The following is a 17,754-nucleotide window of genomic DNA, read 5'->3' as shown; positions in this document are numbered from 1 at the left end:
CTCCGCGACCCGGCTGGCATGCCGCACCAGGCGCTCGGCATGGGTATCGCCGTCGATCCCCACCAGCAAACGCCCGCGCAGCGCCGGAGCCGATTGCCCCTGCTGGCGATAGCCCTTGTCCAGTTCATCGTCGACATACACCGCAGCGGTCTGCATTGCCAGTTCGCGCAAAGCATTGAGATTGGTCTGGCTGAAAAACGCATCAATCGCTGCCCGTGCCTGCTCAGGTACATACACCTTGCCCTCGCGCAGCCGCTCCAGCAGTTCCCGGGGCGGCAGGTCGATCAGCAGCAGTTCGTAGGCTTCCTGCACAACCCAGTCCGGCAGGGTCTCACGCACCTGGACCCCGGTGATGCCGCGCACCTGATCGTTGAGACTTTCCAGATGCTGGACGTTGACCGTGGTGTACACATCGATCCCGGCCGCGAGCAATTCCTGCACATCCTGCCAGCGCTTGGCGTGACGGCTGCCGGGGGCATTGCTGTGGGCCAGCTCATCGACCAGTACCAGCTTGGGTCTGGCGGCAAGCAGACCGTCGAGGTCCATTTCCTCAAGCTGCACGCCGCGATAATCCGAGCGCAGCATGGGCTGCTGGGGCAAGCCATTGAGCAAGGCCTCGGTCTCGGCGCGGCCATGGGTTTCGACCACCCCGGCCAGTACTTCGACACCCTGGCGCAGTTGCGTATGAGCCGCTTGCAGCATGGCGTAGGTTTTGCCCACGCCGGGTGCCGCGCCGAGAAACACTTTAAGCCGGCCACGGCCTGCGCGCGGTAGATCGGCTAGCAACGCATCGGCGCGGGCGGAATGAGTCATGGGGGGTTCCTGATAAATTGTGTGACTGAAAGCTTTACCCTCACCCCAGCCCTCTCCCGGAGGGAGAGGGAGCTGATATGCGGTTTTCTTGAAGCCGCGTGCGGTCAGTCCCCTCTCCCTCCGGGAGAGGGTCAGGGTGAGGGGCTCTTCAACTGCGCCAATGCCCTGTTCAACAGCAGCACGTTAACCACCGGCGGCCCCACCAACGGCCGCTCGATATGCTCCGCGACCAGTTGTTCAACAGCCTGTACCGGCAAGCTGCGAGCAGCAGCGACACGGGCTAGTTGATAGCGTATTGCCTCTGGTGGCAAGTGCGGGTCCAGCCCGCTGCCCGAGGTGGTCAGCAGCGCCAGGGGTACCGGCCCCTGGCCCGGCACGGCAAGCTGGGCGGCACTGTCCTTGACCCGTGTCGCCAGAGCCGGGTTGCTCGGTGCCAGGTTGCTGGCCGAACTGGCCACGGTGGCAAACGCTCCCGCCGATGGCCGTGGGTGAAACCAGCTGTCACCGCTGAAATCCTGCGCAATCAATGCCGACCCCAGCACCTTGCCGGCACTGTCACGGACCAGGCTGCCATTGGCCTGTTCGGGGAACGCCAGCTGGGCAATGCCGGTGACGGTCAGCGGGTAGATCACGCCGGTAATGGCGGTCATCAACAGCATCAGGCTCAGGGCCGGACGTAAAAAAGTGCTCATGGTGTAACCCTCCAATGCTTAAACCAGATGCAATGCGGTGAGCAGCATGTCGATCAGCTTGATGCCCACAAACGGCACCACCAGCCCGCCCACGCCATAGATCAGCAGGTTGCGGCGTAACAGGTGCGCCGCACTGGCCGCCTGCACCCGCACACCGCGCAATGCCAGCGGGATCAGCACCACGATGATCAGCGCGTTGAATACGATGGCTGACACAATCGCGCTTTGCGGGCTCTGCAGGCCCATCACGTTGAGCACGCCCAGTTGCGGGTAGATCGAAGCAAACAGCGCCGGCAGAATCGCGAAGTACTTGGCCACGTCGTTGGCGATCGAGAACGTGGTCAATGCGCCACGGGTCACCAGTAACTCCTTGCCGATCTGCACTACATCCAGCAGCTTGGTGGGGTCGCTGTCCAGATCCACCATGTTCGCGGCTTCACGGGCCGCCTGGGTGCCGTCGTTCATCGCCATGCCCACATCGGCCTGGGCCAGGGCCGGAGCGTCATTGGCACCATCACCGCACATCGCCACAAGGCGGCCGTCATTTTGCTCATGGCGAATGCGCGCCAGTTTTTTCTCCGGTGTGGCCTCGGCCAGCACGTCATCCACCCCGGCTTCAGCGGCAATGGCCGCGGCGGTCAGCGGGTTGTCGCCCGTCACCATCACGGTGCGGATGCCCAACTTGCGCAACTCGGCAAAACGCTCGCGAATACCCGGCTTGACCACGTCCTTGAGGTGGATGGCGCCCAGCAGCTTGCCCTGGGCACAGACCAGCAAAGGGGTACCGCCGCTCTGGGCGATCTTGTCGATTTCCCGGGACAGGGCCGGCAACAGCTCGCCGCGTTTGAGGCCGACAAACGCCAGCACTGAATCCACGGCCCCTTTGCGGTACACCCGACCGTTGTGGTCGATACCCGACAGGCGGGTTTCAGCGGTAAAGGGTACGGCCGTGAAGTCCGACACGGGTAACTCGGGCAAGCTGTGCTGGCCCCGAACAAACTCGACGATGGACTTGCCCTCCGCCGTCTCGTCCGCCAGCGAAGCGCGCAACGCGCCCTCTGCCAGCTCTTTGGCGGTCACGCCGGGGCAGGCATACAGCGCCGTGCAGCGGCGGTTGCCGAAGGTGATGGTGCCGGTCTTGTCGAGCATCAACACATGCACATCGCCCGCGGCTTCAACCGCCCGCCCCGACTTGGCAATCACGTTGAGGCGCACCAGACGGTCCATGCCGGCAATACCGATGGCCGACAGCAGGCCGCCGATGGTGGTCGGAATCAGCGTCACCAGCAGGGCCACCAGAAACACCAGGGGCAAGCTGCCACCGGCAAAGTAAGCGAACGGCTGCAAGGTCACGACCACGATCAGAAAGATCAGGGTCAGGCCGATCAGCAGAATATCCAGGGCAATCTCGTTAGGGGTTTTCTGCCGCTTTGCACCTTCGACCAGTGCGATCATACGGTCCAGAGTGGACTCGCCGGGGTTGGCGCTGATTTGCACCAGCAACCAGTCACTGACCAGCCGCGTATTGCCGGTCACCGCCGAGCGATCACCGCCCGACTCACGGATCACCGGCGCCGATTCGCCAGTAATCGCCGCTTCGTTGACCGCGGCAATCCCTTCAATCACCTCGCCGTCGCCGGGAATCATCTCCCCCGCTTCGACGCGCACCACATCCCCTTTGCGCAGGCGGGTGGCCGGGACGATTTCAAAGCTGCCCGTGGCAGTGCGCCGACGCGCACTCAAGCCCACACTGCCAGCTTTGAGGCTATCGGCGCGAGCCTTGCCACGCCCCTCGGCCAGGGCTTCGGCAAAGTTCGCGAACAGCACGGTAAACCACAGCCACAGAGCGATTTGCACCGCCACCCCGGTAGGCACTGCAGGCTCGGGGATAACACACAGCACCGTGGTAAAAATCGCGGTCAGCTCGACCACCAGCATCACCGGCGAGCGTTTCAGCTGGCGCGGGTCGAGTTTGACGAATGCTTGCAACAGCGCCGGACGCCAGATATCGGCGAACGAAGTCTTCGGCGACTCAGGGGCCCTGGCTTCAGGCGTTGGCGTCAACTTTGAAACAGGAGCAGGCATAGTCATCTTCGTCTCCTCAGAAGCCCTGGGTCAGTTGTTCAGCGATGGGGCCAAGGGCCAAGGTCGGCAGGAAGGTCAGGCCGCCCACCAGCAAGATGGTCACGGTCAGCAGAGCGACAAACAGCGGGCCGTGGGTCGGAAAACTGTCCTGGCCAATCGGCGCGCTTTTCTTGATCGCGAGGCTGCCGGCCAATGCCAGCACCGGCAGGATATAACCGAAGCGTCCGATCAACATGCCCAGGCCCAGCATCAGGTTGTAGAACGGCGTGTTGGCGTTAAGCCCGGCAAAGGCTGAGCCGTTGTTGGCACTGGCCGAGGTGAAGGCATACAGGATCTGGCTGAAACCATGGGGCCCGGGGTTGCTGACCGAGGCCACAGCACTGGGCAGTACGGCGGCAATCGCGCCCAGCACCAGCACCCCCACCGGCATCACCAGCAAGGTCACCACCAGCAGCTGGACTTCCCTGGCCTGGAGTTTTTTACCGAGGTATTCAGGGGTGCGACCGATCATCAGGCCGGCGAGGAACACCGCGATCAACACGTTGAGCAACATCCCGTAGAGCCCGGCACCGACGCCACCGAAGATCACTTCGCCGACCATCATGTTGAGCAGTGCCACCATCCCGGTCAGCGGGTTGAGGCTGTCGTGCATGGCGTTGACCGAGCCGTTGGAGGCCGAGGTCGTGGTTTCGGTCCACAGCACACTGCCGGTGGTGCCGAAGCGGACTTCCTTGCCTTCCAGCGGTGCGCTCTGCTCGACCAGCGGGCTGTTGAGCGCCGGGTTCGGCTGGTACTCGGCATACAGCGCGGTGCCCCCGCCGATCAGGAACAAGGCCAGCATGCAGGCGATGATTGCGCGGCTCTGACGCAGGTCCTTGACGTAATGGCCGAAGGTGAACACCAACGCCACCGGGATCAGAATAATCGAGGCCATTTCGAACAAGTTGCTCCAGGCGCTCGGGTTTTCGAACGGATGCGCCGAGTTCACGCCGAAAAAGCCGCCGCCGTTGGTGCCCAGTTGTTTGATCGCAATCTGGCTGGCAGCCGGACCCAGCGGGATTACTTGATCGGCACCTTGCAGGGTTACGGCATTGACGTAATGGGCAAAGGTTTGCGGCACGCCCTGCCACACCAGCAGCAACGCCAGCACCAGGCACAACGGCAGCAGGCCATAGAGCGTGGCCCGGGTCATGTCGACCCAGAAGTTGCCCAGCGTGTGCGCCGAGCGGCGGCTGATACCACGGCACAAGGCGACCAGCACGGCCAGGCCGGTGGCGGCGCTGACAAAATTCTGCACGGTCAGCCCGGCCATCTGGCTGAAATAGCTCAGGCTGGCTTCACCGCTGTAGCTCTGCCAGTTGGTGTTGGTGACAAAACTCACCGCGGTATTGAACGCTTGCGTCCACTCCTGCCCCGGCAACTGCTGGGGGTTGAGTGGCAAGTACGACTGAAACAGCAAAATGGCGAACAACAACACAAAGCCTGTCAGGTTGAAAACCAGCAGGGCCAGGGTGTACTTCTGCCAGCTTTGCTCACTGCCCGGGTCAACCCCGGCGATGCGGTAGCAGACCTTTTCGACGGGCCCCAATACCGGGCTCAGCCAGGTCCGCCGTCCCTCCATCACCTTGTAGTAAAAACGCCCCAGCCAGGGTGCGGGCAACAGCACCAGGGCAAAAAAGGCAAGCATCAGCCCATAGTCATAACTGTGCATACCCGCTCCTAGTTCCGGTCTGCGCGCAACAGCGCAACCAGCAGATAAACGAACAGCGCCACTGCCAGCAGCAGCGACACCCCATCCAGAATGCCCATGACAACTCTCCCCAGGCGGCACCTGCCGCGTAGGAAGAGAGTGTGGGGAATCAGGGCGTAAAGGATCGAGATCGAGAGGGATGCGGGGGCGTAAAGAAGGTGTAAAAAAGCAGCGATGCCTGCCGTAGCAACTGGCGAAGGAACGCGGCTGCGTTCGAGCGCGAAGCGGTCGTAAATCATCTAGATGCGGTGTAACTGACAAACCGCATTGGCCAAATTGACGACGGCTACGCCGCCGGACGCAGCCTTCGCCCCTCGGCAGCTGCTACACGTGGGTTAGGATCAGCGCAACAGCGGGCTGTCCAGTACCTCGGAGGCGCCGCCCAGCACGCTTTCGCTCAGCTGGATAAAGCTCGCGGTGTTGACCTTGTCCATACGCATCAGCGCCTGGCTGACATCATCCAGCGAGCGCTTGCTGTGGGTCTGCAAACGGATTTCACGGTCCAGTGCCTGCAGCAGCGTGACTGCCCGCGCAACCATGGCCGCGTTTGCCTGTTCACCGCGCAGGCGGGTCACGTTTTTACCGGCAGCGTTGAGCTTGTGCTGCAGGGTCTGGTAACGCTCATCACTCATGCCGCCGGCGCGGCGCAGCAGTTCGATGGCGTAGTACTCGCCAAGGCCCTCGCCGATCCAGTCATGCCCCGGCTCATCGTTGATGCCGCTGAACAACTGCACCACTTCGCGCAACAACGGACTTGAACCGCTCTCGCTGACCAGCGGCAAACCGCTATAGAGGTAGATCGAGTTGCGCCCCGCTGCACTGCCTTTCCACATCGGGCTGCCCGCGCCGACGATCAGCAGCTTGGGCGGGTTGCGCGGGAACACCGCCTGCACCTGCGGCCACACAAAGGTCAACAGGGTCAGCACATCCATGCGGTGCATGCCCTGCCCCTTGGGTGCGCTCACCGTGACCTCGGTTTCGCCCAGGGTGGTGCGGCGGCTGCCCAGGTTACCCGCGAGCATCCAGCCGGTGGGGCGATCAAACAGACGCGACACATCATCGATACGAAAGCGGTTTTTACCGATACGCGGCCAGGCGGTTTCAACGCTTTTCCAGCCTTTGGGCAGTTCGAATTCAAGCCGCGACACCAGCTCGACCCCATCCTGCTGATCGAGGCTGGCAGGCGGGATCAGTTGTTCACCGCGAAACAACGCCCAGTCAGGCGTGATCCGGGTGTCGTACGTGCCGTTCTTGCGCGGCTGGTTCAGGCGGACGCGGTAACTCAGGCTGGCACTGCCCGCTGGCGGATGCCACAGGCCCCGGCTATGGACCGGGTCGGGGCTCAGTTGCCATTGCCCGTCGGCCTTGAAGTCGCTGTAACTGCCCGGCGCGCCCAGGTCGAAATCCAGGCTGCGCACAGCAGAACCCTCGGCCAGGGTGATCCGCACCTCGGCCTGATCGCTTTTGGGCAACAACTGTACGTGGTAATCGAGCGCCACTTTTTGCCCAGCCCACAGCGGGCCCGCCGCCAGCAACAGCTGCAAACCCAGGGGCAATCGATAACGCAGCGGCATACACACTCCTTGCAAACCGCTCCGGCACTTAACCGGCGCGGAAAATCAAATGATCTTCCCAGTCATCTTCAGGCACGCTGCCTTCGGCCAGCATGCGCCCGGACTGTGAAATGCGCTCATGGTGGACAGCGTCCGGGTCGCCACACACCAGGTGATGCCACAGCGGCAAGTCCTTGCGCTCGCTCACCAGCCGGTAGCCGCAAGTCGGCGGCAGCCACTTGAACTCTTCGGCCTTGCCCGGCGACAGCTGAATGCAGTCAGGGACTGAATCACGACGATTAGGGTAGTCGGTGCACTGGCAGGTTTTCAGATCGAGCAGTTTGCAGGCGATGCGCGTGTAGTAGACGCTGTTGTCGTCTTCATCTTCGAGCTTTTGCAAGCAGCACAATCCGCAGCCGTCGCACAGCGACTCCCATTCCTCCTGATCAAGTTGATCGAGGGTTTTGCGGATCCAGAACGGTTCAACGATTGCGGCCATGGTTCAAACATCAACATCAGGGAGTGGAAAAGGCCGCCAGTCTAGTGCCCAAGACCCCGCGGGCCAAGGGCTTGTCGTCAGACTTGTCAGCTTGACGGCATCCCAGTAGTTTTAGCCCCTGAATTGAGCCGTTACATTTACCTCAGGAAACCGCCATGCCTGCTAGCAGCCGTAAAGCCGATCACAGCATTCACGAGCAATTTACCCAGCGCTGGTCGCCCCGCGCCTTTACCGATGCGACCATCGACAAAGCCACCCTGCTGAGCTTTTTTGAGGCAGCACGCTGGGCACCGTCGGCCTACAACGCACAACCCTGGCGCTTTCTGTTCGCCCTGCGCGGCACCCCGGAGTTCGACCGTTACCTGAGCCTGCTGGTGGAGTTCAACCAGGGTTGGGCCAAGCATGCAGCAGCACTGGTGGTGATTGTGTCCAAGACCACCTTCGCGGCACCCGGCACCACCGAAGAAAAACCCGCACCGACCCACGCCTTCGATACTGGCGCAGCCTGGGGCCATCTGGCCCTGCAGGCCCACCTGAGCGGCTGGCATACCCACGGCATGAGCGGGCTGGATTTCGAGCGCGCGCGCACAGAGCTGAAAATCCCTGAGGGCTACCAGGTCCAGGCAATGGTTGCGATCGGCAAGATCGGTGACAAGTCGAGCCTGGTGGATTACCTGCAAGCCAAGGAAGTGCCAAGCCAGCGCGAACCGCTGAGCAAGCTGGTGGCTGAAGGCGATTTCAGCCTGTAACCCGGCTACAGGAATACTTCATCTGTGGGAGCGAGCCTGCTCGCGAATGGCCTTCGCGAGCAGGCTCGCTCCCACAGGAGTGGTTTGACCGGCAACAGAGTATCTACAGGATCAGTAACCGCGGTCGAAATCCACTTCGCCACGCAATGCCTCACCCGCCTGATACGCACGCAAATTGTCGACAAACAGCTGGGCCATCATCGGTGGCGAGGTCGGCGCCGAGCTGTGCCCGGTCAACAGCAAGCCCCAGGCCGTCCAGAACGGATGCTTGGCCGGCAGCGGCTCCTGACGACAGACGTCAATCACCGCGCCCGCCAGATGCCCCACGCGCAAAGCCTCGACCAGATCGGCATCAACCACGGACACACCGCGCCCGGCATTGATGAATACGGCATTGGGATTGAACTGCGCAAACAGCTCGGCATCGTACACATCATGGGTGTCCGGGGTGTTGGGCAACAGGTTGATCACGTAATCCACCTGCCCCACCAGGCGCGGCAAGTCGCTCAGCACACCCACTTCCTTGAACGGTGCCAGCTCGCGGGCGGTTGTGGCGATGGCATGCAACTCAACGCCAAAAGGCAGCAGAAACTGCGCCACGGTCTGGCCAATATCCCCGGCCCCGACGATCAGCACCTTACGCCCGACCAGGCTCTGGCCCATGCGGTTATCCCACTTGCGCTCGACCTGGCTGACCAGCCGGGCCATGACTTCACGCTCGTGGCCGAGCATGTAGGTCAGAACGTATTCAGCCATTACCTGACCAAAAATACCCACGGCGCGGGTCAGTCGATAATCACGCTTTAGGCCTTCGGCCAACAACGGTGTGATGCCCGCCCAGGTCGACTGCAACCAAGCAGGCTTGTGGCCCTGGCGCAGCAGGGTCGCCAGCAGGTCCGGCTGGCCCAGCCACACCGGGCATTCACCGGCCATGCGCGACAGTTCCTCGGAATCGCCGCTGGACTGCAGTTGCAGATCCGGGGCGAGGCGCTGCAGCAGTTGGGTGTACAGCGGGTAATCGTGCTCGGCAATCAGGACGCGCATGTTTCTAACCTTTCCAAAACACTGCCAGCGCCCGTCGCCGAGGTTTGCCCCGTCGCGTTCGGCCAGCGCCAATCAAAATGAGTCCGTTTCAGACAGGCGCCCGGAACCGGGCACCTGGCGCCGCACTTACATCGGGTCGTTGCGACGCAACAGCTCTTCAGGCAAGTGCTCGATGTATTCGTCTTCGGCCGGCGGCATTTGCAGGTGATAGCCCTGGCTCTCGAGGTTTTCCAGAACCTTGGTGATGTCTTCGCGCGACAGCTTGCGCTCGGGCGTCAGCACCAGATCAAAGGCGTGGATCGGCTTGCCAAAAGCCAGCATCAGCGGTTCCGGCACGCGCTCCAGGGCATCGGCCTTGAGTACATACAGGTACATTTCGTTGCGTTTGGTGCTGCGGTAGATCGAGCAAATACGTTTCAAGACAGTTCTCCAGCGGTGGCCAGGCAATCGAGCAAGGCCTGGCCCATCAACTCACGGCGCCAGCCGCGCAGTGATTCCGGCAATTGATAAGGGCCATTGGGGAAGCCGCTTTTAAGCAGGGCTTCCAGGGTTTTCTTACGCAGCATCAGTTCCGGCGCAATGTTCAGGCGCTCAGCTTCAGCCTGGCCGATGGCACGCAGACGCTTGATCAGCAACGCGGCTTCAACCGGCAACGGCTCGGGCACGGCGGGCGGCCATTGTTCCGGCGGCAGACTGCCAGCACGCTTGATCAGATCAAGCAAAAACTCACCGTCCTGACGCACGGTGCGCGGGTGCATGTCTTCAATGCGCGCCAGTGCCACCAGGTTATCAGGCTGGGTTTTGGCCAGAGGCCACAATGCATGCTCGCGTATCACGCGGTTGCGCGGCAGGTCCCGGGCACGGGCTTCGTGCTCGCGCCAGGCGCAGATTTCACGCAATACCGCCAGTTGGGCCCGTGACAGCTTCCACGCCAGCTTGGCTTCGCGGTACACCTCGTAAGGATCTGTTTCGCGGCGCAGGTTGGCGACCAGTTCGGCGCCATCTTCCAGCACCCAGCGGTACTTTTCCGCCGACAGGCGCGGATGCAGCAACTTGTAGACTTCAGCCAGGTGCACGGCATCTTCGGCGGCGTAGCTGATCTGGGTTTCCGACAACGGACGCTGCAACCAGTCGGAGCGGGTCTCGCCCTTGGGCAGATCGATATCCAGGACTTCCTTGACCAGGCGCGAATAGCCCATGGAGAAGCCCAGGTTCAGATAGGCGGCTGCCAGTTGGGTGTCGAACAGTGGCACCGGCAGGCTGCCGGTCAGGCGCAGTAAAACCTCAAGGTCTTCACTGCAGGCATGCAGCACTTTGACCACCGCCTGGTTTTCCAGCAGGTCGGCCAGGGGCTGCCAGTTGTCGATGGTCAACGGGTCGATCAGGTACGCCCGCGTGCCGTCGCCAATCTGGATCAGGCCGGCAATCGGGTAAAAGGTGTCGACCCGCATAAATTCGGTGTCGAGGGCTACGAACGGCAATTGTTGCCATTCGGCGCAATGCTGGCCGAGGCTATCGTTGTCGCGAATCCAGTGAATATCGATGGCCACACGGCTCTCCCTTGAAGAATGGCGCGCAGTATATATCGCCGCCAGGGATTACCGGACATTGCCTCGTCATGTTGTGCGCGAAAAAACCTACGAAACTTCCATATAAAACCCGCATCCCTAGAGTGATTTCCTCTATAAATTGCCTTGCTCAACGCCATTGAAGATTTGTTACAACACATTATGTGACAAGCCAGTCGGGCCACTGTGAGCGGGCACGAGTAGATTTGCGCACTAAAAACCGAGGATACCCCATGAAAATGACCTGCAAACTGTCAGCACTGACACTTTCGCTGATAGGCCTTTGCTCTTTTGCCAGTAGTGCACTGGCAAAGGGTTCTGACCTGGATACAGTGGTGCAAAACGGCGCCAGGCACGTAATGCAAGAATACGCCGTGCCCGGCCTGGTCATCGCCGTGAGCGCTAACGGCAAGCAACACTTTTACAGCTTCGGTGTCGCGTCCAAGGCCAGTAAAGAGCCAGTGACCCCCGACACACTGTTCGAGGTTGGCTCGGTCAGCAAACTGTTTACCGCCACCCTGGCCACTTATGCCCAGGCCCAGGGCAAACTTTCACTGAGCGATACCGTCGGTAAACACGAGCCGGAACTTGAAGGCACGCCCTTTGGCAAGGTAACCCTGGCCCATCTGGCCACCCATACTGCAGGCGGCTTCCCTTTGCAGCTGCCGGACAGCGTGCAGGACGAGCGCCAGTTGATGGATTACCTCAAACGCTGGAAACCCGCCTACCCGATGGGCACCCAGCGCAGCTACGCCAATCCAAGCATCGGCATGCTCGGCGTGATTGCCGCCAAAAGCCTGAACCTGCCGTTCACCCAGGCAATGGAGCAACAACTGTTCCCGGCACTGGGGCTGCACAACACCTACTACACCGTGCCCGCCAGCAAAATGACGTTGTATGCCCAGGGCTACGACAAGCAGGATGCACCGGTCAGGCTTAACTCCGGCGTGCTCGGCAATGAAGCCTATGGCGTGAAAACCAGCGCCCGCGACCTGATCCACTTTACCGAGCTCAACCTGGGCCAGGGCGAAACCAGCCCGCAGATTCGCAAGGCTCTGGCTGACACGCACATCGGTTATTTCCGCGTGGGCCCCATGACGCAGGATCTGATCTGGGAACAGTACCCTTACCCTGTCGAGCTCAAATCGCTGTTGGAAGGCAACTCGAACAACATGGCCTATGAAAACAATGACGCCATCGCCCTGAATCCGCCTCTGGCCCCACAACAGGCGGTATGGGTCAACAAGACCGGCTCAACCGGCGGCTTTGGTGCCTACGCAGTGTTTGTGCCTGCCAAGCAAAAATCGATCTTCATTCTGGCCAACAAGAACTACCCCAACGACGCACGGGTCAAGTTGGCATACGAGGTGCTCAAGGCCCTGGACTAAATGTCCTTGCGCAAGATGTAGATGCTGCCCATGCCACAACCGGGCAGCACTTCGTACTGTTTGAGGATACTGAAGCCTGCCCGCTCAAATTGACCTTCAATTTCGTCCTTGTTCACCACGATACGGAGCGGATCACAGCCCTGCTCCGCCGCACGACCAAGGGGCACAGAAAGGATCAGGCCGTCACGACTGACCCTGTGCAGCTCGCGCAAAATGGCCTGGCGATGATCGCTGTCGCGCACATGGTGGAACAACTGCATGCAAAAAATGCAGTCCACGGCGTTTTCCGAAATATCGATGGAAAACACCGAGCTTTGAAACAGTTTGATGCGCGCCAGCAGGCCGGCGGGATGGTGGGTTTGTGCGTGATCGAGCATGGCCTGCGACGAGTCGCAGGCCAGGATCACCCGATTGCCATGCTCGGCCAAAATCGGCCAGAAACGCCCGGCTCCGCAAGCCAGATCCAGGATCAGTCCAGGCTCGCCCGCAACCTTGAGCGCCCGGCGCACCAGGCGCCGCTCGCGCCACAACACGAACCTGCGGGCAAGCCCTTGGGGCTGTACTTGCAGGCAAACCTTCGCATGCTCGCGGTCAAACTGCTCGGCGAGCTCATGCTCTATAGGGGTGGAAGGTGGCTGCGATGACATGGGCCCGCGAACTCTTGTGTTTGATGATGATCAACGCAGAGATTATCGGGGCACCAGTGAAAAAATTGTCACAAAACCATGAAAACAGGCGGGTCACGCCTGCTGCAAATACCAGCGCCAGTCCTGCTCGCCCACTTCGCCCATGAATTGACGGTATTCCGCGTTTTTCACGGCCAGGTAGACCTTGAGAAACTCCGGACCGAAGGCTTCTTTTGCCCACTCCGAAGCCTGCAACGCCCGCAAGGTGGTCAGCCAGTCGGTCGGCAACCGCTCGCTGGCCTGGGCATAGCCATTGCCTTCGACCGGCGCACCCGGGTCGAGTTGCTCGCGAATGCCACGATGGATTCCTGCCAGAATAGCTGCCGCGGCCAGGTACGGATTGGCATCGGCACCACATATGCGGTGTTCGATATGTCGTGAAAACGCCGGACCACCGGGCACCCGCAGGCTCACCGTACGGTTGTCCACGCCCCAGGTAGCGGCCAGCGGCGCATAACTGTTGCTCTGGAATCGGCGGTAGGAGTTGGCATTGGGGCAAAACATCAACAGTGAATCGAGCAAAGTGCTGAGCATTCCGCCCACCGCCTGCCTGAGTAACGGCGTACCGTCCGGTGCCTCGCTGGCAAACAGGTTGTTGCCGTCCTTGTCGGCCAGGCTCACATGCATGTGCATGCCGGTACCGGCCAGATCATCGAAAGGCTTGGCCATAAAGCAGGCAACCATCCCGTGCTTGTGCGCCACGCCTTTGACCAGGCGCTTGTAGCGCACCGCTTCGTCCATTGCCTGCAGCGCGTCACTGCGATGCTCCAGGGTAATTTCCACCTGCCCCGGCGCATATTCGGAAATCGCCGTGCGTGCAGGTATCCCCTGGAGCTTGCAAGCGCTGTACAAATCGGCCAGAAACGGCTCGATCTGCTCCAGCTCGCGCAAACCGTAAACCTGGGTCGCCCGCGGGCGCTGGCCATCAGCATCACGGGCCGGTTGCGGGCGACCGTTGCTGTCGCGCTGCTGATCGAGCAGATAAAACTCCAGCTCCGCCGCCATCACCGGGTAATAGCCATCGGCCTTGAGGCCATCGATAACCTTGGCCAGCAAGTGCCGGGGGTCGGCCACTGTGGCGGGCATGCCCTGTTGGGGATGCATGCTGACCTGCACTGCCGCCGTGGGAATAAGGCGCCACGGCATGGGCTGCAAACTGCCGCTGACGGGATAGGCACGGCAGTCGATATCGCCCACATCCCACACCAGGCCGGTGTTTTCCACATCATCGCCGTTAATGCTCAAGCCCAGAATCGTGCTCGGCAGCGGCCGACCGCTCTCGTAGACCGCCAGCAACTCGTCGCGGTGCAGCAACTTGCCGCGAGGCACGCCGTTATTGTCGATGATGAACAGTTCGAACATCTCGATGTGGGGATGTAATTCCAGAAAATCCAGGGCTTGTTGCAGCGGGGCAAACGCGGTTGCAGCACTCATGGCAATTCTCATCGGTTCGTATCAGACAGGCGCCGGGGCGCACATATTCAGGATTTGACGGCACGATGAAGATCCGGCGGGCGGGCATGACGGCAGTGAAACAGGGCCCAGAAGGCCTGCCAGGGGCACTGAATGCTGCTCATACCTGCAACCGTTGCCAAAAAGGGAACCCAGCCTCACACGCCCGGGTGGGTTGTTTAAATGCAGGGATTTATACCTTTGGTTACATCGGCGCTAAACAATCAAGCCTCTGTGGGAGCGGGCTCTGTGAACGTTTCAATCCCCGGCAAGGTCGCATGCAGTGTCTATCCTGCTTGATCCACCCTACTGCTTCGAGGAGCCCGCACCATGACCAGAACGGTTGCCGATTTCATCACCGAAACCCTGCTGCAAGCCGGCGTAAAGCGTGTATTTGGCGTGGTGGGTGATTCCCTCAATGGCTTTACCGACGCCTTGCGTCGCCAGGAGCAGATTGAGTGGATCCATATGCGCAACGAGGAGTCCGCCGCATTCGCCGCCGGGGCCGAAGCCCATTTGACCGGCGAGCTGGCGGTTTGCGCCGGCAGCTGTGGCCCCGGCAACCTGCACTTGATCAATGGCCTGTTCGACGCCCATCGCAGCGGAGTACCGGTGCTGGCACTGGCCGCTCACATCCCCGGCAGCGAAATCGGTATCGACTATTTTCAGGCCACCCACCCCGAAAGCCTGTTCAAGGAATGCAGCCACTACGTTGAACTGGTGTCCCGCCCAGAGCAGCTGCCGCAGATTTTGCATCGGGCCATGCGCACAGCCATCGCCAAACGCGGAGTGGCGGTGGTAGTGATTCCGGGGGATGTGGCGCTGCAAGCGACCGAGGCCAAGGTGGCGCAATGGCTCAAGCCTGCCCAGCCGCTGGTCTGTCCCGCCCCGCCCGATATCGACCGGCTGGCGTCGTTTCTCAATGACGGCAAGAAAGTCACACTGCTGTGCGGCGCAGGCTGCGCTGGTGCCCATAGCGAAATCCTGGCCCTGGCCGAGCGGTTGAACGCGCCCATCGTGCATGCCCTGCGCGGCAAGGAACATGTCGAATACGACAACCCCTATGACGTCGGCATGACCGGCCTGATCGGCTTCGCCTCGGGTTACAAGGCGATGATGAACTGCGACACCCTGCTGATGCTGGGCACCAACTTTCCTTATCGCCAGTTCTATCCCGAGCACAGTTATATCGCACAGATCGACCTGCGCCCCGAAGCCCTGGGCAATCGCTGCCCGCTGCAACTGGGGCTGCTCGGTGATGTGAAGCTGACACTTGAGGCAGTATTGCCCAAGGTGATGCAAAACCCCGACCGCGACCACCTCGACCAGGCGCTGGACGATTACAAAAAAGCCCGGGAAGACCTCGACGCCCTGGCGGAAAGTGGCCCTGGCAGCTCTATCATCCACCCCCAGTACCTCAACCGGCTGGTCAGTGAGCTGGCGGCAGAGGATGCGATTTTCACCTGCGACGTTGGCACCCCCACTGCGTGGGCAGCCCGCTATTTGAAAATGAACGGCAAACGGCGCCTGATCGGCTCGTTCAACCACGGCTCCATGGCCAATGCCATGCTGCAGGCCATCGGCGCACAGGCGACATACCCGGATCGCCAGGTTATCTCAATGTCCGGCGACGGTGGTTTCACCATGATGATGGGTGACTTCCTCACCCTCATCCAGGTGGGCTTGCCGGTCAAGGTCATCGTGCTCAACAACGGCACCCTGGGTTTTGTCGAAATGGAAATGAAGGCAGCGGGCTTCCCGGATGTGGGTTGCGACCTGAAAAATCCGGACTTTGCGGCAATGGCCCAGGCCATGGGGGTTAAAGGGATTCGCGTGGAGCATCCATCCGAACTGGAAGCGGCGCTGCGCGAAGCCTTCGCCCATGACGGCCCGGTGCTGGTGGATGTGGTCAGCGCCCGTCAGGAGCTGGTCATGCCGCCGACCAAGACGTTCGAACAGGCCAAGGGCTTCAGCCTGTTTATGCTCAAGACCGTGATGGACGGCCGCGCCCGGGAGCTGATCGACCTGGCCAAAGTCAACTTGTGGCGCTGATTAACTCTCCAATAACCGCAGTACTTTGTGGGAGCGGGCTTGCTCGCGATGAAATTGACGCGGTTTACCTGACAGACCGCGCCGCATGCATCGCGAGCAAGCCCGCTCCCACAGGGAGACCTTGACCGGAAACAGAGTTTCTACACGATTGAAAACCGCTACAGCTTGCGATCACGAGCAGCTCTCGCCTAATATACGTTCCATATACATTTCATATTGGAACGCTGATGGGCATCGTCAAGATATCCGAGCAGATGCACGAAAACCTGCGGGTCGCCAGCAACGCGCTGAGCCGCTCGATCAATGCACAAGCCGAGCACTGGATGCGGATCGGCATGCTGTCCGAACTGCACCCCAACCTTGATCACAACCAGATCTGCCGCCTGCTGGTGCGGGCCGAGCAGGCTGGCGGCCTGGACTTGAATGTGGCACTGCAAGACACCCCCCTCGCAACCGGAGCACATTCATGAAGGCCAGCGTCGTTATCAACACCCCGGCGCAAATCGCCCAGTCCAAGGTCGCGGGCAAGCTGGCCGCCGAAGTGCTGGCCATGATCGCCGAGCACGTCAAGGCCGGGGTCACCACCGACCAGCTCGACCGGATCTGCCACGATTACATCGTCAACGTGCAAAAGGCCATCCCCGGCAACGTGGGCTATCACGGTTTCCCCAAAACCGTATGTGCTTCGGTCAATGAAGTGGTATGTCACGGCATCCCGTCCAACCGCGTGCTGCGCGACGGCGATATCGTCAATATCGATATCGCCGTGGTCAAGGATGGCTGGTTCGGCGATACCAGCCGCATGTACTTTGTCGGCGAGCCAAGCCCCGCAGCCCGGCATCTGGTGAAAACTACCTACGAAGCCATGTGTGCCGGGATCCGCATGGTCCGCCCGGGCGCAACCCTGGGCGATATCGGCCACGCCATCCAGACCCTGGCCGAGAAAGAAGGCTTCAGTGTGGTACGCGAGTATTGCGGCCACGGCATCGGCAAGGTCTATCACGACGAACCGCAGGTGCTGCACTACGGTTATCCGGGCCAGGGCATGAAGCTCAAGACCGGCATGATTTTCACCATCGAACCGATGCTTAACGCTGGCAAGCGCCATGTGAAGACGCTGCCTGACCACTGGACTGTCGTGACCAGGGATGGCTCGCTGTCGGCCCAGTGGGAGCATATGGTGGCCGTGACTGACGACGGCTTTGAGGTGCTGAGCCCGTGGCCGGACACCCTGGCCGAGTACCCCGCCATCGTTTGACGGGCCACTGCACAGGGACGGCGATATGACGGTTGAAAGCTACGACCAACTGGCGATCTTCGCGGTAGTTGCCCAGGAGCGCAGCTTTACCCGCGCCGCCGCCCGCCTGGGCATGTCGCAACCGGCCCTGAGCCGGGCCATGCGCCAGCTCGAGGAACGCCTGGG

At 61.1% G+C, this 17,754-nt stretch carries 17 protein-coding genes and 1 pseudogene; 6 read left to right on the top strand and 12 right to left on the bottom strand.

The features are described from left to right. From GHO03_RS20350 to GHO03_RS20320, 7 genes and pseudogenes are all read right to left on the bottom strand, one after another. Positions 1–813, bottom strand: a pseudogene (locus tag GHO03_RS20350) (histidine kinase); the annotation flags it as partial. A gap of 131 nt (positions 814–944) precedes the next feature. Continuing rightward, the gene (gene kdpC, locus GHO03_RS20345; RefSeq protein WP_095025132.1) at positions 945–1,505 is read right to left on the bottom strand and encodes a potassium-transporting ATPase subunit KdpC; all 561 of its coding nucleotides are present in this window, start codon (positions 1,503–1,505) and stop codon (positions 945–947) included. 18 nt (positions 1,506–1,523) lie between these two features. Further along, complete coding sequence (kdpB, locus tag GHO03_RS20340) at positions 1,524–3,596, bottom strand: potassium-transporting ATPase subunit KdpB (RefSeq protein WP_133144909.1); 2,073 nt, start codon at positions 3,594–3,596, stop codon at positions 1,524–1,526. Between the two features lie 10 nt (positions 3,597–3,606). Then, the gene (gene kdpA, locus GHO03_RS20335; protein WP_095002171.1) at positions 3,607–5,301 is read right to left on the bottom strand and encodes a potassium-transporting ATPase subunit KdpA; all 1,695 of its coding nucleotides are present in this window, start codon (positions 5,299–5,301) and stop codon (positions 3,607–3,609) included. Positions 5,302–5,309: 8 nt separating this feature from the next. After that, complete coding sequence (gene kdpF / locus GHO03_RS20330; protein ID WP_016780098.1) at positions 5,310–5,399, bottom strand: K(+)-transporting ATPase subunit F; 90 nt, start codon at positions 5,397–5,399, stop codon at positions 5,310–5,312. Between the two features lie 282 nt (positions 5,400–5,681). Beyond that, positions 5,682–6,914: a hypothetical protein gene (locus GHO03_RS20325; RefSeq protein WP_153400418.1), complete on the bottom strand. Its 1,233-nt coding sequence runs from the start codon at positions 6,912–6,914 to the stop codon at positions 5,682–5,684. 28 nt (positions 6,915–6,942) lie between these two features. Beyond that, entirely contained in the window at positions 6,943–7,392 is a 450-nt protein-coding gene (locus GHO03_RS20320; protein WP_016780096.1) for a YcgN family cysteine cluster protein, read from the bottom strand. A 155-nt stretch (positions 7,393–7,547) separates the two neighbouring features. On the opposite strand from GHO03_RS20320, the gene GHO03_RS20315 reads away from it, so the two are divergent. Further along, entirely contained in the window at positions 7,548–8,141 is a 594-nt protein-coding gene (locus GHO03_RS20315) for a nitroreductase family protein (RefSeq protein WP_133144908.1), read from the top strand. A gap of 111 nt (positions 8,142–8,252) precedes the next feature. On the opposite strand, the gene GHO03_RS20310 is transcribed toward GHO03_RS20315, so the two are convergent. The 3 genes from GHO03_RS20310 to rnd form a co-directional block, all read right to left on the bottom strand. Then, complete coding sequence (locus tag GHO03_RS20310) at positions 8,253–9,185, bottom strand: D-2-hydroxyacid dehydrogenase (protein WP_095002173.1); 933 nt, start codon at positions 9,183–9,185, stop codon at positions 8,253–8,255. Between the two features lie 126 nt (positions 9,186–9,311). Further along, positions 9,312–9,605, bottom strand: a complete 294-nt coding sequence (locus tag GHO03_RS20305) for a YcgL domain-containing protein (protein WP_095002174.1) — start codon at positions 9,603–9,605, stop codon at positions 9,312–9,314. Next, complete coding sequence (gene rnd, locus GHO03_RS20300) at positions 9,602–10,735, bottom strand: ribonuclease D (protein ID WP_095002175.1); 1,134 nt, start codon at positions 10,733–10,735, stop codon at positions 9,602–9,604. The genes GHO03_RS20305 and rnd overlap by 4 nt, the downstream gene beginning before the upstream one ends. 251 nt (positions 10,736–10,986) lie before the next feature. Between rnd and ampC the strand changes: the two genes are divergently transcribed. Then, positions 10,987–12,141, top strand: a complete 1,155-nt coding sequence (gene ampC / locus GHO03_RS20295) for a class C beta-lactamase (RefSeq protein WP_133144907.1) — start codon at positions 10,987–10,989, stop codon at positions 12,139–12,141. On the opposite strand, the gene GHO03_RS20290 is transcribed toward ampC, so the two are convergent. Then, positions 12,138–12,788 carry a bifunctional 2-polyprenyl-6-hydroxyphenol methylase/3-demethylubiquinol 3-O-methyltransferase UbiG gene (locus GHO03_RS20290; protein WP_095019348.1) on the bottom strand — a complete coding sequence of 217 codons (651 nt, stop codon included), beginning with the start codon at positions 12,786–12,788 and terminating at the stop codon, positions 12,138–12,140. The genes ampC and GHO03_RS20290 overlap by 4 nt on opposite strands. Positions 12,789–12,881: 93 nt before the next feature. After that, positions 12,882–14,261 (bottom strand): glutamine synthetase family protein, encoded by a 1,380-nt coding sequence (locus tag GHO03_RS20285; RefSeq protein ID WP_133144906.1) that lies wholly within the window; start codon positions 14,259–14,261, stop codon positions 12,882–12,884. A gap of 348 nt (positions 14,262–14,609) precedes the next feature. Here GHO03_RS20285 and poxB point away from each other — a divergent pair, with 348 nt between their 5' ends. The 4 genes from poxB to GHO03_RS20265 all read left to right on the top strand — a co-directional run. Beyond that, complete coding sequence (gene poxB / locus GHO03_RS20280; RefSeq protein ID WP_153400417.1) at positions 14,610–16,331, top strand: ubiquinone-dependent pyruvate dehydrogenase; 1,722 nt, start codon at positions 14,610–14,612, stop codon at positions 16,329–16,331. Between the two features lie 227 nt (positions 16,332–16,558). Further along, positions 16,559–16,801 carry a ParD-like family protein gene (locus tag GHO03_RS20275; protein WP_016780087.1) on the top strand — a complete coding sequence of 81 codons (243 nt, stop codon included), beginning with the start codon at positions 16,559–16,561 and terminating at the stop codon, positions 16,799–16,801. Then, on the top strand, positions 16,798–17,589 hold the full coding sequence (gene map / locus GHO03_RS20270) for a type I methionyl aminopeptidase (RefSeq protein ID WP_095025138.1): 792 nt from the start codon (positions 16,798–16,800) through the stop codon (positions 17,587–17,589). Before GHO03_RS20275 ends, map begins: the two co-directional genes overlap by 4 nt. A gap of 25 nt (positions 17,590–17,614) precedes the next feature. Further along, positions 17,615–17,754 (top strand): LysR family transcriptional regulator (locus tag GHO03_RS20265; RefSeq protein ID WP_153328446.1); only part of this gene is annotated, 140 nt, incomplete at its 3' end.

This window comes from Pseudomonas sp. FSL R10-1339, from assembly GCF_009600545.1.
Classification (GTDB): Bacteria; Pseudomonadota; Gammaproteobacteria; order Pseudomonadales; family Pseudomonadaceae; genus Aquipseudomonas; species Aquipseudomonas bubulae.
Note: the sequence above shows the minus strand (reverse complement) of the source record. Positions and strands in the feature narration are given on the sequence as shown.

What these genes read in the sequence shown, in the direction of transcription:
- kdpC (WP_095025132.1), bottom strand. Translation starts at nt 1,505, where the DNA reads ATGAGCACTTTTTTACGTCCGGCCCTGAGCCTGATGCTGTTGATGACC.
- kdpB (WP_133144909.1), bottom strand. Translation starts at nt 3,596, where the DNA reads ATGACTATGCCTGCTCCTGTTTCAAAGTTGACGCCAACGCCTGAAGCC.
- kdpA (WP_095002171.1), bottom strand. Translation starts at nt 5,301, where the DNA reads ATGCACAGTTATGACTATGGGCTGATGCTTGCCTTTTTTGCCCTGGTG.
- kdpF (WP_016780098.1), bottom strand. Translation starts at nt 5,399, where the DNA reads ATGGGCATTCTGGATGGGGTGTCGCTGCTGCTGGCAGTGGCGCTGTTC.
- GHO03_RS20325 (WP_153400418.1), bottom strand. Translation starts at nt 6,914, where the DNA reads ATGCCGCTGCGTTATCGATTGCCCCTGGGTTTGCAGCTGTTGCTGGCG.
- GHO03_RS20320 (WP_016780096.1), bottom strand. Translation starts at nt 7,392, where the DNA reads ATGGCCGCAATCGTTGAACCGTTCTGGATCCGCAAAACCCTCGATCAA.
- GHO03_RS20315 (WP_133144908.1), top strand. Translation starts at nt 7,548, where the DNA reads ATGCCTGCTAGCAGCCGTAAAGCCGATCACAGCATTCACGAGCAATTT.
- GHO03_RS20310 (WP_095002173.1), bottom strand. Translation starts at nt 9,185, where the DNA reads ATGCGCGTCCTGATTGCCGAGCACGATTACCCGCTGTACACCCAACTG.
- ampC (WP_133144907.1), top strand. Translation starts at nt 10,987, where the DNA reads ATGAAAATGACCTGCAAACTGTCAGCACTGACACTTTCGCTGATAGGC.
- GHO03_RS20290 (WP_095019348.1), bottom strand. Translation starts at nt 12,788, where the DNA reads ATGTCATCGCAGCCACCTTCCACCCCTATAGAGCATGAGCTCGCCGAG.
- GHO03_RS20285 (WP_133144906.1), bottom strand. Translation starts at nt 14,261, where the DNA reads ATGAGTGCTGCAACCGCGTTTGCCCCGCTGCAACAAGCCCTGGATTTT.
- poxB (WP_153400417.1), top strand. Translation starts at nt 14,610, where the DNA reads ATGACCAGAACGGTTGCCGATTTCATCACCGAAACCCTGCTGCAAGCC.
- GHO03_RS20275 (WP_016780087.1), top strand. Translation starts at nt 16,559, where the DNA reads ATGGGCATCGTCAAGATATCCGAGCAGATGCACGAAAACCTGCGGGTC.
- map (WP_095025138.1), top strand. Translation starts at nt 16,798, where the DNA reads ATGAAGGCCAGCGTCGTTATCAACACCCCGGCGCAAATCGCCCAGTCC.